13 protein-coding genes and 1 pseudogene are annotated in these 15,200 nt (G+C 65.6%); 6 read left to right on the top strand and 8 right to left on the bottom strand.

The features are described 5' to 3' along the window. Positions 1-50: 50 nt before the first annotated feature. The 3 genes from F3H96_RS16395 to F3H96_RS16385 all read right to left on the bottom strand — a co-directional run bounded on the left by F3H96_RS16395 (position 51) and on the right by F3H96_RS16385 (position 2,362). Positions 51-1,238, bottom strand: coding sequence for a beta-ketoacyl-ACP synthase (locus tag F3H96_RS16395; RefSeq protein ID WP_149802758.1), 1,188 nt, complete (start codon positions 1,236-1,238; stop codon positions 51-53). A gap of 70 nt (positions 1,239-1,308) precedes the next feature. After that, positions 1,309-1,590, bottom strand: a complete 282-nt coding sequence (locus F3H96_RS16390; RefSeq protein ID WP_027167184.1) for an acyl carrier protein — start codon at positions 1,588-1,590, stop codon at positions 1,309-1,311. Between the two features lie 223 nt (positions 1,591-1,813). Further along, a complete protein-coding gene (locus tag F3H96_RS16385; RefSeq protein WP_149802757.1) occupies positions 1,814-2,362 on the bottom strand; it encodes a histidine phosphatase family protein in 549 nt (182 codons plus the stop codon). Between the two features lie 158 nt (positions 2,363-2,520). On the opposite strand from F3H96_RS16385, the gene F3H96_RS16380 reads away from it, so the two are divergent. The 3 genes from F3H96_RS16380 to F3H96_RS16370 all read left to right on the top strand — a co-directional run bounded on the left by F3H96_RS16380 (position 2,521) and on the right by F3H96_RS16370 (position 6,227). Next, complete coding sequence (locus F3H96_RS16380; RefSeq protein WP_149802756.1) at positions 2,521-3,471, top strand: AEC family transporter; 951 nt, start codon at positions 2,521-2,523, stop codon at positions 3,469-3,471. Positions 3,472-3,649: 178 nt separating this feature from the next. Further along, on the top strand, positions 3,650-5,107 hold the full coding sequence (locus F3H96_RS16375) for an NAD-dependent succinate-semialdehyde dehydrogenase (RefSeq protein ID WP_149802755.1): 1,458 nt from the start codon (positions 3,650-3,652) through the stop codon (positions 5,105-5,107). Positions 5,108-5,207: 100 nt separating this feature from the next. Continuing rightward, entirely contained in the window at positions 5,208-6,227 is a 1,020-nt protein-coding gene (locus tag F3H96_RS16370; RefSeq protein ID WP_149802754.1) for an aldose epimerase family protein, read from the top strand. Positions 6,228-6,272: 45 nt separating this feature from the next. Here the strand turns inward: F3H96_RS16370 and F3H96_RS16365 are convergent, their stop codons facing one another. Beyond that, positions 6,273-7,193 carry a sugar kinase gene (locus F3H96_RS16365; RefSeq protein WP_149802753.1) on the bottom strand — a complete coding sequence of 307 codons (921 nt, stop codon included), beginning with the start codon at positions 7,191-7,193 and terminating at the stop codon, positions 6,273-6,275. A gap of 158 nt (positions 7,194-7,351) precedes the next feature. On the opposite strand from F3H96_RS16365, the gene F3H96_RS16360 reads away from it, so the two are divergent. Together F3H96_RS16360 and F3H96_RS16355 are read left to right on the top strand one after the other, a co-directional pair. Beyond that, the gene (locus tag F3H96_RS16360; protein WP_149802752.1) at positions 7,352-7,795 is read left to right on the top strand and encodes a FixH family protein; all 444 of its coding nucleotides are present in this window, start codon (positions 7,352-7,354) and stop codon (positions 7,793-7,795) included. A gap of 7 nt (positions 7,796-7,802) precedes the next feature. Continuing rightward, positions 7,803-9,011, top strand: coding sequence for a cytochrome c peroxidase (locus F3H96_RS16355; protein ID WP_149802751.1), 1,209 nt, complete (start codon positions 7,803-7,805; stop codon positions 9,009-9,011). 3 nt (positions 9,012-9,014) lie between these two features. On the opposite strand, the gene F3H96_RS16350 is transcribed toward F3H96_RS16355, so the two are convergent. After that, the gene (locus tag F3H96_RS16350; protein ID WP_149802750.1) at positions 9,015-9,467 is read right to left on the bottom strand and encodes an Lrp/AsnC ligand binding domain-containing protein; all 453 of its coding nucleotides are present in this window, start codon (positions 9,465-9,467) and stop codon (positions 9,015-9,017) included. A 164-nt stretch (positions 9,468-9,631) separates the two neighbouring features. Between F3H96_RS16350 and putA the strand changes: the two genes are divergently transcribed. Then, a complete protein-coding gene (gene putA / locus F3H96_RS16345; RefSeq protein ID WP_149802749.1) occupies positions 9,632-13,240 on the top strand; it encodes a bifunctional proline dehydrogenase/L-glutamate gamma-semialdehyde dehydrogenase PutA in 3,609 nt (1,202 codons plus the stop codon). Positions 13,241-13,282: 42 nt separating this feature from the next. Here the strand turns inward: putA and F3H96_RS16340 are convergent. From F3H96_RS16340 to F3H96_RS16330, 3 genes and pseudogenes are all read right to left on the bottom strand, one after another. Then, a pseudogene (locus tag F3H96_RS16340) lies at positions 13,283-13,586 on the bottom strand (antibiotic biosynthesis monooxygenase). A 48-nt stretch (positions 13,587-13,634) separates the two neighbouring features. Beyond that, positions 13,635-14,510 carry an energy transducer TonB gene (locus tag F3H96_RS16335; RefSeq protein WP_244620041.1) on the bottom strand — a complete coding sequence of 292 codons (876 nt, stop codon included), beginning with the start codon at positions 14,508-14,510 and terminating at the stop codon, positions 13,635-13,637. 233 nt (positions 14,511-14,743) lie between these two features. Continuing rightward, entirely contained in the window at positions 14,744-15,196 is a 453-nt protein-coding gene (locus tag F3H96_RS16330) for a hypothetical protein (RefSeq protein WP_149802748.1), read from the bottom strand. Positions 15,197-15,200: the final 4 nt, after the last annotated feature.

The raw sequence follows: 15,200 nt of genomic DNA, 5'->3' as shown, positions 1-15,200 counted from the left end.
ATTCCAGGAGCGTGTCACGGTTTCCCGTCCGGAAATTGCGTAAAAACAATCTAAGCGGCTTTGACCAGCCCAAGGCCCTCGAATTGGTGATAGCCGATGGCCGTTGCAAGGATGGTCGCAGGCGCACCTTCGATTTGCCGTTCCACCGTGGCATCGAAGACAGGGTAGGCGGCCTTGCGGTCAACAGCCATCGCCGCCAGCGCAACCGCGAACGGGAACTGCGCTTCCTTCAGATGGCCGGTCAGCGTCGAGAAGGCGCGCGCCGCCAAAGCCGGATTGGCCTCGAGCGCCGCTTTTTCAGCGGCCGTGGCGGCATGTGCCCCAGAGGCGCCGGAGATGGTCAGCAACTCGCCGGGGGGCAATGCCGCCTGCTTCAAGAGCGCGGCGATCTCGGTGTTCAACTCGCCGTGCCGGCGTCTGGCGCGGCCGGAGAGAACCGGACCAAGCTCGGCGTAGATCCTGCGGCCGCGGCTTTTCGCGTGCTGGCGCTGCTCGAGCACCAGGAAGGCGCCGCCGGAGCCCGTCACCACGCCGCCGCCTTCGGCACCCTCGCGTTGCCAGACAGGCTTCCATGGGCCGCGATGCAGATAGCCGGCGAGCTCATAGCCGAGCAGCATGTCGGAATGCTCGGTCTGGAAAGCACCGCCAACCAGCACATGGGTCGACTGCCCCGAGCGGATGCGCGCGGCCGCAGTCTCCACAGCCGAAACGCCCGCACCTTCCTCGCCCATGAAGGTGCGGGAGGACCCGGTGACCTTATGGACGATCGAGATGTTGCCGGCGAGCAGGTTGGAGAGCTGGGCGAGGAACAGCGTCGGCCGCAATTCCGTGGTCAGCTTCTCGTTGAGCAGCACGTCGCGGTCGTTGCGGCTCTCGGAGGCTGCCAGGATCGCGGCATCGACGGCCTCGTCGCGTTCGCCGCCGCCGGCCGCCACCACCATGTCCATGGTGGCGCAAAGCTCGTCATTGCCCTTGATGCCGGCGTCGTCCAGCGCAAGGCCGGCGACATAGGTGCCGAGGCGCTGCCAGGTCTCCATCTGGCGCTGGTCGCCGCGCTTGGCGATCTGCAGGTTCCAGTCGATCTCGGGCAGGGGATGGATCGTATAGGGCGCGAAGCGCTGAGCCTCGAGCACCGGCCGGAAGCCGCGCTGCGTAAGCTTTTGCCAATGCGCGTCGGGGCCCTCTCCCAGCGAGGAGACAAGGCCTATGCCGGTGATGACGACGTCGTGGGAGCTCATGGGCGGCTGCGAGGGCGGCTGTGATGGGTGGTCAGGAGACCGGGCACGTCGAGACCGCGCCCGAGCCGGCTCAGGCAGCCTTGGCCGCGACCAGGGCGTCGATCTTGGCGCAGAGGTTCTTCATGACGAAGTAATCGTCGGTCGACGCCTTGCCGTCATTGACTTCCTGCGTCCACTTCTCGAGCGGCACCTTGATGCCGAATTCCTTGTCGATCGCAAAGACGATGTCGAGGAAATCGAGGCTGTCAATGCCGAGGTCGTCGATGGTGTGGCTTTCCGGCGTGATGGTGTCGATATCGATCTCGCTGGTATCGGCAATGATCTTGGCGACTTTCTCGAACGTGGTGGACAAGGGCTGTTCCTTCGGTTGCGGGCGGAATCTGTCCGCATCTTGTTTGGGCGCTGTCTAATCGGTTTTTCCCGGCAGGAAAAGGCCGAATGCGCCGGCCGCAGATGGGATGCCGGCTTTTGAACCGCAATCCAAAAGCCATGCTACGAGCTACCTGAATTGCGTTTGCGGTCGCAGCTGGTGGCATTTCTGCAACAAACACGACTTAAAAATGGATAACCGACCGTCAGAAAGTAACGCGCCCGAGCACCTTGAGGCCGTCGCCATCCGGCGCCACCACCACGGCCTCGCCCTCGCGCGGCGCCACGCCGGTGAGCGCTTCGATGTTTTCGAGATGCGTGACCAGCACCAGATTGTCGGAACCGGAATAGCCGCGGATCTCCTTCACGATCGCGGCCATCTGCGCCGCCTTTTCAGCAGGATCGGCTTTCAGCAGATCGAGCGGCGCGAAAGGCTGCGGCTCGGATTCGAAGGCGATGCGGGCGGTATCGAGGCAGCGGCAGTAGCGGCTGGAGAGCACGTGATCGATCGGGGCCGCGCGGGCCGCGAACAGGGCGCCGATGCGGCTTGCCTGCTGCTTGCCGCGCTCCGACAGGTTGAGCTGCGTGGCGCAATTGTCGATGGCGAAATTCACCGGGTCGGTCGCCCCCGTAACGAAGGCATGGCGAAGCAGCACGACATGGCCGCCGTCGCGCAGCAGCGCCCAACCGGCGTCGGTCGCGTGGGCAAGGCTCGGAGCAGTCAGGAGAAAAAGCGCCAGAACAATTCGCAGCATCGCAAGTCCTTTGGCGGCCCGACGGGGCCAAGGCGGTGATTGGCATATAGGGACCGCAAAGCCGGCCGGAAAACAAGCGGAGGGGCGGTGAGCGCCACACCGCGCCAATTGCACGGCGGTCAGGGCTCGCCTATCACGGGAAAAAACTTCCGCCCAAAATGACTCAGCTCACCGAAACCGTCCTATTCATCTTCAGCCTCGTCGCGCTCGGCTATCTGGCCGGGCTCACAGGCTATCTGAAGCCGGCGAGCGGGGAGGGCATTTCCGAATTCGCCGTCAACGTGGCGATGCCGCTGCTGTTGTTCCAGACCATGGTCAAATCGGATTTCCACGGCGTGGCGCCGTGGTCGCTATGGGCTGCCTATTTCGCGGCCGCCGCTATCACCTGGGCCGCGGGCCATCTGATCATGACCCGCGTCTTCGGCCGGGACGCCCGCGCCGGCATCGTCGGCGGCGTATCCTCGGCCTATTCCAACGTCGTGCTGCTCGGCGTGCCCTTCGTCCTCGGCATCTTCGGCGCCAGCGGCTTCGAGGTGCTGTCGCTGCTGGTCTCGGTTCACCTGCCGGTCATGATGATGGCCTCGATCGTGCTCTTCGAGATGTTCGGGCGTGGCAGCGGCGAGACGGTCCATCCGCTGCGTGTCGTCAAGAGCTTCCTCAGGCGGCTGTTCATCAATCCGCTGATCATCGGGATCCTGGCGGGGCTCGCCTGGCGTCTTACCGGCGCGCCGCTGCCGGATCTTGTCGAACGGCTGGTCGACACGCTGGCCGACACGGCCGGTCCGGTAGCGCTGTTCGCCATGGGGCTCAGCCTGCGCCGCTTCGGCATCTCCGGCAATATCAGGCCGGCGCTGGCGCTGTCGGGGCTGAAACTGTTCCTCATGCCGGCACTGGTGCTGGCGTTCGTCTGGCTGCTCGGCCTGCCGCCGCTGACCTCCAAGGTCGCGGTCGTCGTCGCCGCGCTGCCTTCGGGCATCAATTCCTATCTGATCGCCGTCCAATTCAACACCGGCCAGGCGCTGGCCTCGAACCAGATGACGCTTGCCACGGCAAGCGCGGTGCTGACCACGTCGTTTTGGCTGACGATCGCCGTCAACGTCTTCGGATAAAGGCCGATCGGCGTCGCCCGGCGTTCGATTTTTCTGGCCCAACCCCTATATGCCATCTTGCGATTGCTTGCCCGCCTTTCCCTAGGTAAGAGCAATGCGCCGGCGTGCGGCTCGTAAGCACGCCTCAACGGACATCGAGAAAAACGGCCCGATCAGCGCGCCGAACGGAGGCCAGACCATGCTTCAGAAAACCAGCCATTTCATGCGCCAGGCCAATCTCATCAATGGTGAATGGGTGCAGGCCGACAGCGGCCAGACCATCGACGTCAACAATCCGGCGACGGGCCTCAAGATCGGTACCGTGCCGAAGGCCGGCAGAGCGGAGACCCGCCGCGCCATCGAGGCCGCGGAGGAAGCCTTCAAGAGCTGGCGCAAGACGACCGCGCTCGAGCGCTCGAAGCTGTTGCGCAAGCTGCATGACGCGATGATGGACAATCAGGACGTGCTGGCCGAACTGCTCACCATCGAGCAGGGCAAGTCGCTGTTCGAATCCAAGGGCGAGATCGGCTCGGCCGCGGCTTATATCCTTTGGTTCGCCGAAGAGGGGCGCCGCACCTATGGCGATATCGTGCCGTCGCCGTGGGGCGACCGCCGCATCCTGGTGACCAAGGAGCCGGTCGGCGTCATCGCCGCCATAACACCGTGGAATTTCCCGTCCTCGATGTTGGCCCGCAAGCTCGGCCCGGCGCTGGCCGCCGGCTGCACGGCCGTGGTCAAGCCTGCCTCGCAGACGCCCTATTCGGGCCTCGCCTGGGGCGCGCTTGCCGAGGAAGTGGGCTTCCCCAAGGGCGTCGTCAACATCCTGACCGGGGCGGCCGGCGAGATCGGCGACGAAATCTGCGCCAATCCGCTGGTCAAGAAAATCACCTTCACCGGCTCGACCGAGGTCGGCAAGATCCTGATCCAGAAGTCGTCCGTCACCGTCAAGAAGGTGTCGATGGAGCTTGGCGGCAATGCGCCGTTCATCGTCTTTGACGATGCCGACATCGATCGCGCCGTCACCGGCGCCATCACCGCCAAGTACCGCAACTCCGGCCAGACCTGCGTTTGCACCAACCGCTTCTTGGTTCAGGCCGGCGTCTATGACAAGTTCGTCGAGAAGCTTGCCGCCGCCAGCGACAACCTCAAGGTCGGCTCCGGCCTGGAGGAAGGCGTGCAGCAGGGACCGCTGATCGACGAGAAGGCGGTCGAGAAGGTCGAGGAACTGATCGCAGACGCGACGTCGAAGGGCGGCAAGGTCGTCGCCGGCGGCAAGCGCCACGCGCTCGGCGGCTCGTTCTTCCAGCCGACCGTGATTTCCAATGCGACGCCGAAGATGCGCTTCATGAAGGAAGAAATCTTCGGGCCGGTCGCGCCCGTGTTCAAGTTCGACACCGAGGAAGAGGCGATCGCTTTGGCCAACGACACCGAGTTCGGCCTTGCCTGCTATTTCTACACCGGCGATCTGGGCCGTGCCTTCCGGGTCATGGAAGGGCTGAAATACGGCATGGTCGGCGTCAATGAAGGGCTCATCACCACGCCCGAGGCGCCGTTCGGCGGCGTCAAGGAATCGGGCCTCGGCAAGGAAGGCGGGCATCAGGGCATCGAGGACTATCTCGACACCAAATATGTCTGCATTGGCGGCCTCGGCCTCTGACACCGGCTGCGGATAGGGGCAGGCTTCGAGCCTGCCCTTGCCGGACGGTACGCCGTTGGCCTAAACCCATGGATCAGGAACTGACATTTCGGGCAAGGCGATGAAAGACGGCGAGGTCTTCGGCAGGACTCAAGCGGGCGAGGCCGTGCGCCGTTTCACCATCCGCGGCGGGGGCCTCACCGCCAACATCATCGGCCTCGGCGCGATCGTCCAGGATCTGCGCCTTGCCGGCCACGACGCGCCGCTGGTGCTGGGCTACGACCATTTCGAGGCCTACGAAACCGACCGTGCCTTCTTCGGGGCGGTTGTCGGCCGCTTCGCCAACCGCATCGGCGGCGGCCGGTTCACCATCGCCGGCAAGCGTTACCAGACCGAGCGCAATTTTCTCGGCAAGCACACGCTGCATGGCGGCTCGGAAGGCTATTTCCACCGGCCATGGGCCGTCTCGCTGCACGGCCGCGATTTCGTGACGCTGACGCTGCACGACCCGGACGGCGCAATGGGATTTCCCGGCGCGCTCGACGTCACCTGCACCTACCGGCTGAAGATCCCCGGCACGCTCAGCATGGAACTGACCGCGACCTGCGAGGAACCGACGCTGTGCAATCTCGCGCAGCATTCCTATTTCAATCTCGACGACGGCGGGGCCGGCGACATCCTCGACCACCGGCTGATGCTCAATGCCGGCGCCTACACGCCCGTCGACGACGAGATGATCCCGACCGGCGTGGTGAAACCCGTCGACGGCACGCCCTACGATTTCCGGCAGGCGCGACCGCTGCGCATGGAAATGGAAGGCGAGCAGCTTCGCTACGACCAGAATTTCTGCCTGGCCTCCAGCCGCGGACCGCTGCACCAGGCGGCCTGGGTGCAAGGCGCCAATTCCGGCGTCGAGATGGAAGTCTGGACCACCGAACCCGGCCTCCAGCTCTATATCGGCCAGTATGTTGCGCCGACATCGCCGGGGCTCAGTGGCCGCCGCTACAAGGCGTTTTCGGGCCTCTGCCTCGAAGCGCAGACCTGGCCGGACGCGCCGAACCGGCCCTACTTCCCGCAGGCGACGCTGTGGCCGGGGCAGATCTACCATCAGGTGACGGAATACCGGTTCCGCTTGCCCTAAGGTTCGTCGATACTGAAGTGATGTCTGCCTAAGCTTCGATGACGCTTAATTGTCGAAGGCGCTCTTCAATGTTTCGAACGGGGCCAGCGCGCCGCGAACCTGCACGACGGCGGCGGCGACGCGATGCGCGAGGCGAGCCGCCTCGGCGGGCGCATGGCCGGCAAGTCGCGCAGCGAGATAGCCGCCATTGAAGGAATCGCCGGCGCCCGTGGTGTCGACCGGCCTGGCCACGTGCACCGCCTCAATGCTCTGCGCATCGCCACTCACCGCAATCAATGCCGGCTGCTCGCCATTCTTGACGACGACTTCGCCGGCCAGCTTGCCAAGGCGCCTGGCGGTTCCTTGCGGTGTCTCGTCGCCGAACAGCATCTGCTCGTCAGGGAAAGTCGGCAGCGCGATGTCGGTGACCGCAAGCGCCTCGAGGATAGCGACCTGCGCTGCCTCGCGGCTCGGCCACAGACGCGGTCGATAGTTCGGGTCGAAGGCGACGAGCGAGCCGGTCTTGCGGGCCGCCGCCACGGCCGAAAGCAGGGTTTTGCACGCCGCCGCGTCGAGAATTGCGAGAGTGATTCCGGAGAAATAGATAAGTTCTTGGTTTTCAAGGCTTTTCGCCAGCCCGGGCGGATCGGAGGCGAGTTGGCGCGCGGCCGCATCCCTTCGCCAATAGGTAAAGGCGCGCTCGGCTCCGGTGAGGGTGATGGCGTAAATGCCTGGGCGTGCGCCGGCAATGACCGGACTGTTGCCTATGCCGATGCCGTTTGCGGCGAAGAAAGCGATCTGGTCGCGCGAGAAGGGATCGTCGCCGAAGGCCGACACATAGGTCGCGGGCCGATCCGGGCTCAACGCGTGCAATGTCCAGAGCGTGTTGAAGGTGTCACCGGCAAAACCCATGCGCCAGTTCGGTCCCGCCTGGCCCGACAGTTCGAGCATGCATTCGCCGATCGACGCGATTCCATTGGCCGCCATGCGGGCTTATCCCTTCCTAAGACCTTGTTGCTGTAGCTTTTTGCGAGCTGCGGCGCCATGCTTGGCTAAGGTCGAATTTTGCGCCAGTAGCGATTTCCCACAGGCAGGGCGGGATGCGATACGCGGCCCGTGACGTTAGCAGCCGAAGAGGAACGGGTTTGGCATCGATATGGCGTTACAGTCTTGCGGGTCTCGGCCTGGCCGCTTTGCTGGTGGGCATCGTGGCCGCCGTCTATCTGACGCTGCCGCAATCGGCTTCCGGTCCGGACACCTCGCGCTCGAAGAAGACGGCGAACGGCCTGTTCGTGGCAAGTTTCGAGCCGGAGCGTGGGGTCATCCGGCAGGGCGAGTTGCAGTCCTGGCTGCTGACGCTCAAGACCGCCGCCGGCGTGCCGGTGGAGGGGGCGGCCATTACCGTCTCCGGCGGGATGCCGCAGCACGATCACGGCCTGCCGACCAGTCCGCAGGCGACCGATTATCTGGGCGAAGGGCGTTATCGCATCGACGGCGTGAAGTTCACGATGAGCGGCTGGTGGCAATTGCGCTTCGCCATCTCGGCGGCGGCGGGCTCCGATTCCGTCGTCTTCAACGTCGTTTTGTGAGCGGGCAATGAGGCGTCTGGCCAGCGTGATGAGCCTGCTTGTTTTGGCCGCTCTCGCCCTGCTGGGCGGCTGCGGCGGGCCGCAGTTCAGCGACGCCGAGAAGAAGACCATCGCCTCGCTGGCACTCAACACGCTGCCTTCGCTGAAACCGGACACCACGAACCGGTACGCGGATGTGCCGGCTGCTGCCGCGCTCGGCTCGACGCTGTTCTTCGATGTCGGCATGAGCCGCGACGGCACGGTGTCGTGCTCGACCTGCCATAAGATCGACCGGCAGTTCCAGGACGACCTGCCGCAGGCGGTCGGCGTCAGCCGCACCAACCGGCGCACCATGCCGCTGGCCGGCGTGGCGCGCAATCCGTGGTTCTTCTGGGACGGGAGGCGCGACAGCCTGTGGGCGCAGGCGCTGACGCCGCTTGAAAATCCGCTGGAACAGGCCGGCAACCGGGCCGCCTTCGCGCATTACATCAAGAAGCGGTTCGGCGAACGCTATGAGCGCATCTTCGGACCGCTGCCCGATCTCTCGACCGTGCCGGCCAATGCCAGCCCACTCGGCGGCGACGCCGAGAAGGCGGCGTGGAACGCCATGCCCGCGGGCCAGCAAGAGGATGTCAATCGCGTCTATGCCAATATCGGCAAGGCGATCGCCGCCTTCGAGCGCTCGATCGAGCCTGCGCAAACGCGCTTCGATCGTTTCGCCATCGATCTTGCGACCGGCGCAGCGCCGCAAGGTGACGCGGCGTTCTCACCCGAAGAGATCCTTGGGCTGAAACTCTTCATCGGCAAAGCGAATTGCGTGACCTGCCACAACGGACCGCGCTTCACCGACAATTCCTTCCACAACACCGGCGTGCCGCCGGTCAACGGCTTGCCGCTGGATCGCGGGCGGGTCGATGCCGTGGCGCAAGTCGAGGCCGATCCGTTCAACTGTCTCGGCAAATTCCGCGACGGCGATGAAAGCGCCTGCCGCGAGCTGCGTTTCATGGTCAAGGACGGTCCGCAAATCGTGCGCGCCTACAAGACGCCGTCACTGCGCGGCGCCGCAAGCCGACCGCCTTACATGCATGCCGGGCAGTTCTCGTCGCTCGACGAGGTTGTGGCGCATTATTCGAGGGCGCCGCCTGCGGTTGAAGGTGTGTCGGAGGTGCATCCGCTCGATCTGTCCGACCGCGAGCGCACGGCCCTGGTGGCGTTTCTCAAGACGCTGTCGGAGTAAGGGTCAGCGGTCCTTCACAGTTTCCATCGCCACGAAGGTCGACGTCTGGGCGACATGCGGCAGGGCCGAGATGCGCTCGCCGAGCACCCGGCGATAGGCGGCGATGTCGGTGGTGCGCACCTTCAGGAGGTAGTCGAAGCTCGACGCCATCATGTGGCATTGCTCGATCTCCGGCACACCCTGAACGGCGCGATTGAAGGCATCGAGCGCTGCCGAGCGTGTGTCCGACAACTTCACCTGGACGAAGGCGACATGGCCTTCGCCCATGCGCTCGCGGTCGATGACGGCGCGATAGCCCCTTATGTAGCCGTCCTTCTCCAGCCGCTTCACGCGCGCCTGCACCGGTGTCTTCGAAAGGCCGACCTTGGTCGCCAGCTCTGACATGGAAAGCCGGCCGTCGCGTCCGAGGGCGGCGAGGATGTTGCGGTCGATGCGGTCCAATTGGTCTTCAGTCATCGATCTGGCAGTCAAAATGATGGGAATTGAGCCTATATGATAGATCGAATGGGCTATATTGTCGATTTCTTCGGACCGACTGGAATTCGCAGCTGTGCTAGCTTGCGCCATTCGGTCCGGTGGCCGCCGGACCGCTCCCCGTTGCTCGTTTTCATGGACCCGACATGCCGCTCGATGCCATCCGCCAGCAGATCCGCGCCAATTACCTTCCCGACGAAGACGAGGCGGTGAAGCGGCTGTCCGCGGCGGCCGGGCTTTCGGCCGAAGAGCGCAAGGCGATCTCGGCACGCGCCGCCGATCTGGTGCGCGCGGTGCGCGGCTCGACCGATCCCAGGCTGATGGAGGTCTTTCTCTCGGCATACGGCCTGTCGACCAAGGAAGGCGTGGCACTGATGTGTCTCGCCGAGGCGCTGCTGCGCGTGCCCGACGCCGAGACAATGGACGATCTCATCGCCGACAAGATCGCGCCGCATGACTGGTCGGCGCATTCGGGCGGTTCGACCTCGATTTTCGTCAACGCCTCGACCTGGGCGCTGATGCTGACCGGCCGCGTGCTTGACGAAGGCGAGGGCGGCATCGAAGGCACGCTGCGCGCAATGGTGCGCAGGCTTGGCGAGCCGGTGATCCGCAAGGCCGTGGCGGCGGCGATGCGCGAGATGGGCGAGCAGTTCGTGCTCGGCCGCACCATCGCCGAGGCCGTCAAGCGCGGCCGGCCGATGACGCAGAAGGGCTATTTCTATTCCTTCGACATGCTGGGCGAGGCCGCGCGCACCGAAGCCGACGCGCTGCGCTACCACCGGGCCTATGCGGATGCGATCTCCTCGCTCGATTCCGGGTCGAACGGCCCCGACATTCGTTACAATCACGGCATTTCGGTCAAGCTCTCGGCGCTGCATCCGCGCTACGAGGTGTCGCAGCGGGAAAAGATGCTGCCGGTGATGGCCGAGCGGCTTCTGTCGCTGGCGCTTGCGGCGCGGCATTCGCGCATGGGCCTCAACATCGATGCCGAGGAAGCCGACCGGCTCGACCTGTCGCTCGACGTTATCGCGAGAGTATTGGCCGAGCCGGAACTCGCCGGATGGGACGGCTTCGGCGTCGTCGTCCAGGCTTACGGCCCGCGCGCGGCTTTCACCATCGACTGGCTCTACGCGCTGGCAAAAAAGTATGACCGCCGGATCATGGTGCGGCTGGTGAAGGGCGCCTATTGGGACACCGAGATCAAGCGGGCGCAGACGCTCGGCCTGTCCGGCTATCCGGTCTTCACCCGCAAGGCCAACACCGATGTTTCCTATCTCGCCTGCGCGAAAAAGCTGCTGTCAATGACCGACCGCATCTACCCGCAGTTCGCCACGCATAACGCGCACACGGTCGCCGCCATCCTGTCGATGGCGAAGGATCGCGACAGCTTCGAGTTCCAGCGCCTGCACGGCATGGGCGAGGCATTGCATGAAACGGTGCGGCAGGCCGAAGGCACGCGCTGCCGCATCTATGCGCCGGTCGGCGCCCATTCCGACCTGCTTGCCTATCTGGTGCGGCGGCTGTTGGAAAACGGCGCCAACTCCTCCTTCGTCCATCAGTTGACCGACGAGGAGGTCGAGCCGGAAGAGATCGCGCGCGATCCGCTCGAAGCCGTCGAGACACAGGGTCCCGCCGCCAATCCCGCGATCGCGCCTCCCGCCGCGATCTTTGGCGCCAATCGGCGCAATTCCAAAGGATTCGACATCACCGATCCCGTGACGCTCGCGGCCCTCGACAAAGCGAGGGCGGAATTTGCCGGGGCGGACCGGTGGCATGCCAAGCCGGTCACGCGCGCCGCCGGTTACGGCCAGCCGCGCCAGATCGTCAATCCAGCCAAGCCCGACGAAATCGTCGGTACGGTGCACGAGGCCGCGGCCAAGCAGGTGGCGATCGCCGTGCGCATCGCCGTCGACGCCCAACCGGCCTGGGCAAAGCGTCCGGTTGCCGAGCGCGCCGCGATCCTCAACCGCGCCGCCGATCTCTATGAAGCCAACGCGGCCGAGTTTTTTGCGCTCGCGACGCGCGAAGCCGGCAAGTCGCTGGCCGACGGCGTCGCCGAGGTGCGCGAGGCGGTCGACTTCCTGCGTTATTACGCGGCCGAGGCGGCGAATGCCGAAGCGGGCACGCAAGCGCGCGGCGCGATCGTCTGCATCTCGCCATGGAATTTCCCGCTGGCGATCTTCACCGGCCAGATCGCCGCCGCGCTGGTCACCGGCAATTCGGTGATCGCCAAGCCCGCCGAACAGACGCCGCTGATCGCCTTCCGCGCCGTCGAAATGCTGCGCGAGGCCGGCGTGCCGGAGGATGTCATCCAGTTGCTGCCGGGCGACGGCCCCTCGGTCGGCGCGCCGCTCACCGCTGACTCGCGCATTGCCGGCGTCTGCTTCACCGGCTCGACCGAGGTCGCCAAGCTGATCGAGAAGCAACTGGCCGAAACCGCCGCGCCCGATGCCATGCTCATCGCGGAGACGGGTGGCTTGAATGCGATGATCGTCGATTCCACCGCGCTGCCCGAACAGGCGGTGCGCGATATCCTGGCTTCGGCCTTCCAGAGCGCCGGCCAGCGCTGCTCGGCGCTGCGCGTGCTCTATGTGCAGAAGGATGTCGAGAAGAAGATGCTGGAGATGCTGAAAGGAGCGATGGAAGCGCTCAATGTCGGCAACCCCTGGCTGATCTCGACCGATGTCGGCCCGGTCATCGACGACGCGGCGCAAGCCTCGATCAGCGACTACTGCAAGAAGAAGGGGCTGGAGGGCAGGCTGATCGCAAGGCTCGCAGCGCCGGCAAGCGGCCGTTTCGTCGCGCCGCATGTCTTCCGCGTCAGGGGAATCGAGGAGATGGAGCGCGAGGTGTTCGGCCCAGTGCTGCATGTCGCGACCTTCGACGCCGACGAGATCGACGCCGTGATCGCCGCCATCAATCGCAAGGGCTACGGCCTGACCTTCGGCCTGCACACCCGTATCGAGGGCCGGGTTCAGCATTTCGTCGACGGCATCCATGCCGGCAATATCTATGTCAACCGCAACCAGATCGGCGCCGTCGTCGGTTCGCAGCCGTTTGGCGGCGAAGGGCTGTCGGGCACCGGGCCAAAGGCCGGGGGGCCGCATTATCTGCGCCGCTTCCGCAAGGGGCCCGAGGCCGGCACCGAGCTTGGCGAGGGCCACAAGGTGACCGCGACCGAGCTTGCCGACAATTTGCCGGATCCGGCGCTGGGCGGCTGGTCGACGCGGCCGGATCGGGTCGCGATCCTGCGCAAGCATCTGCGTGGCAAGGGGGCGGCGGCGATTGCCGCGGCGGCGAGCCTCGATTTCGGCCAGGTCGACCTGCCCGGGCCGACCGGCGAGGCCAACACGCTGTCGCTGGCACCGCGCGGCCGAGTGCTCTGCCTCGGGCCGGATGCCGAGACGCTGCTGGCCCAGACGATCCAGGCCCTCGCGGCCGGCAACGCCGTGCTGGCGGTCGCGCCAGGCGCGCCTGCGGCGCTGTCGGCGCTGACCGGCAAGGGCCTGCCGCTCGCTGCTCTCGATGGCCGGCCGGACCCCGTCGAGGCGCGTTCGCTGCGTGTCGATGTCGTCGCCTTCTCCGGCACGCCGGAAGCGGCGCGCATCGTGCGCAAGGTGATCGCCGAGCGCTCCGGGCCGATCGTGCCGCTGGTCAGCGAGGTGCTGAACCCGGCGGCCTATGCGCATGAGCGCGCGGTATGCGTCGATACGACGGCGGCCGGCGGCAATGCCAGCCTGCTGGCAGCCGCATAACAGGCAAAGGACCACAAGCCGCCGCCGAGAGATAGCGGCGTCTCAGGCGCCTTCGACGACCGAAAAGCCCTCGAACTGAGGGTGGCCGAGATAGTGGACCTTCGAGCCTCCGGCATTGCGGTGGGCGGCGCGGAAATTCTCCGATTTCGTCCAGGCGATGAAATCCTCCTGGCTTGCCCAGACGGTATGTGAGGCGAAGAGCGTGTAGCCCTCGGTCTCGTTGACCGGGCCGCGCAGCAAGTGGAACTCCTTGAAACCCTGCATTTCGGAGAGGCTGGAGTCGCGGTTCTTCCAGACGTCCTCGAAGGCTTCTTCCGAGCCGTTCTGGGTTCATGGCGATGTACATTGGCTTCCTTTCGCAACGGACGAATTCAGACGTTTAGGATGCGAAGGCCTAAAAAGGGCCGATCCGGGCTCTGAACACCCAGCTCGACCGTCCGGTCTCGGGTGGAATGGGAGGGAACGGCGCCTGCTTGCGCACCAGCGTCAACGCGAATTCGTCGAGCTCGGCGGATCCCGAACTTTCGGCGAGCTGGACGTCGCTGATGCTGCCATCGGCCGCGACGACGAAAACCACCCTGGCATTGTTGCGAGCTTTTGCCTGGACCGACTTCGAAACGCGACGGTTGGCGCGGGCCAGCTTTTTCTGGATTTCACCGCTGTAGCGGGATTCCAGGGCGTTGCCGGCGGCGTCCTGTTTCTTGCCCTTGCTGGCGACAGCCGGCGCATCGCGGGTATCGCCATCCGCCGCGCCGCGCGGTTCAAAGGTCTCGCTTGGTCCCGCCGATCCGGCCGGCGCACTCGATGGTGCGCTCGCGGCCGGCGGCTGCTCGGGCTCGCCAGGGCGCGCTGCGGTGCGTTGCGTTTCGGCAGCAGGCGTCGGCTCGCTTCGCGCGTGAACGCTCTGATCATCCTGGCGCGGGGTGGCCGCCGCCAGAATATCGGGCGCCAGAATTTCGGGCACGGAAGCGGCATCTTCGACGGCTTCCGGCGGAGGCTCCGGCGCCACCGGTTGGCTTGCCGGCTGCAGCGCCTCGGCTGGCGGTCTGGACTGCGCGGCCTTGCGTTTCGCAGGCTGCGGATCGGGCACCAAGGTGACATCCACCGCGCCGGAAGCCTGGTCATCCAAGGCGCTGCCGATGACGCTGGGGCCGGACCGGTCGGCGCCCTCGGCCCGTATTGCGTCTGCGGAGTCGAATGTCCCGGCGGGGGCGATCAGAAACGCCGCTGCCGCGGCGCCATGGAGCAGGCCGGAGGCGAGGATTGCCACCGTCCATCTGCGGTCTCCGGCGGATTGCCGCGCCTGCATGAGCGGCTTGGCCGGCGTGATCGCCAGTTCACTGCCTGCATCGGAAGGGTGATTGATGTCCTGCATGTCTCGCGCGGAGACCTGCCGCGCGTGACATAGGCTTGTCAAATCAAGATCGGTTGCCGCCCATGGCGGCGGACCGTGGGCGGGCCGGGCCATGGCGTCATGCGGGAAGGCCGGATTCAATCCCACCTCTATTCGGCGAAAGCGATGGCGGTCTTGGTCGAAGTCTTCAACGCGCGCATGCAGGCCGCCGGCTCTACGCCATCGCCGGCGCATTCGGTCGCGCTGTTGATCAGCACGCGGCTGACCTTGCCACACTCGGCGCCGGCGAGGTCGAAGCGCGCGACCTTGGTCTTGCCGGCCGGCAGGTCCTTGAAATCGAGCACGGTCGGCCGGTCGACGACGCCGGCCTCGTTGAACAGCGCGATCTCGAAAGCCGCCTTCGACAGGTTGGCGCCGAGCGCGTTGTTGACGACGAAGGTCAGCCGGCAGCCCTTGTCGGAAGGCTGCGCGGCGTTGAGTCCGAGACTCAATGCCGGATCTGGAGCAGGGGCCGGCGCGGACTGGACCCACGCCGGCACAAGGCCGAGCGACATCGCCAGCGCCGAGGTCAAGAGACGAAGCGATGTCGTCAGGCTGCGCATGTCT

It is taken from the genome of Mesorhizobium sp. NFR06 (assembly GCF_900115245.1).
Taxonomy (GTDB): domain Bacteria; phylum Pseudomonadota; class Alphaproteobacteria; order Rhizobiales; family Rhizobiaceae; genus Mesorhizobium.
This window is presented reverse-complemented; position numbering and strand designations above follow the sequence as displayed.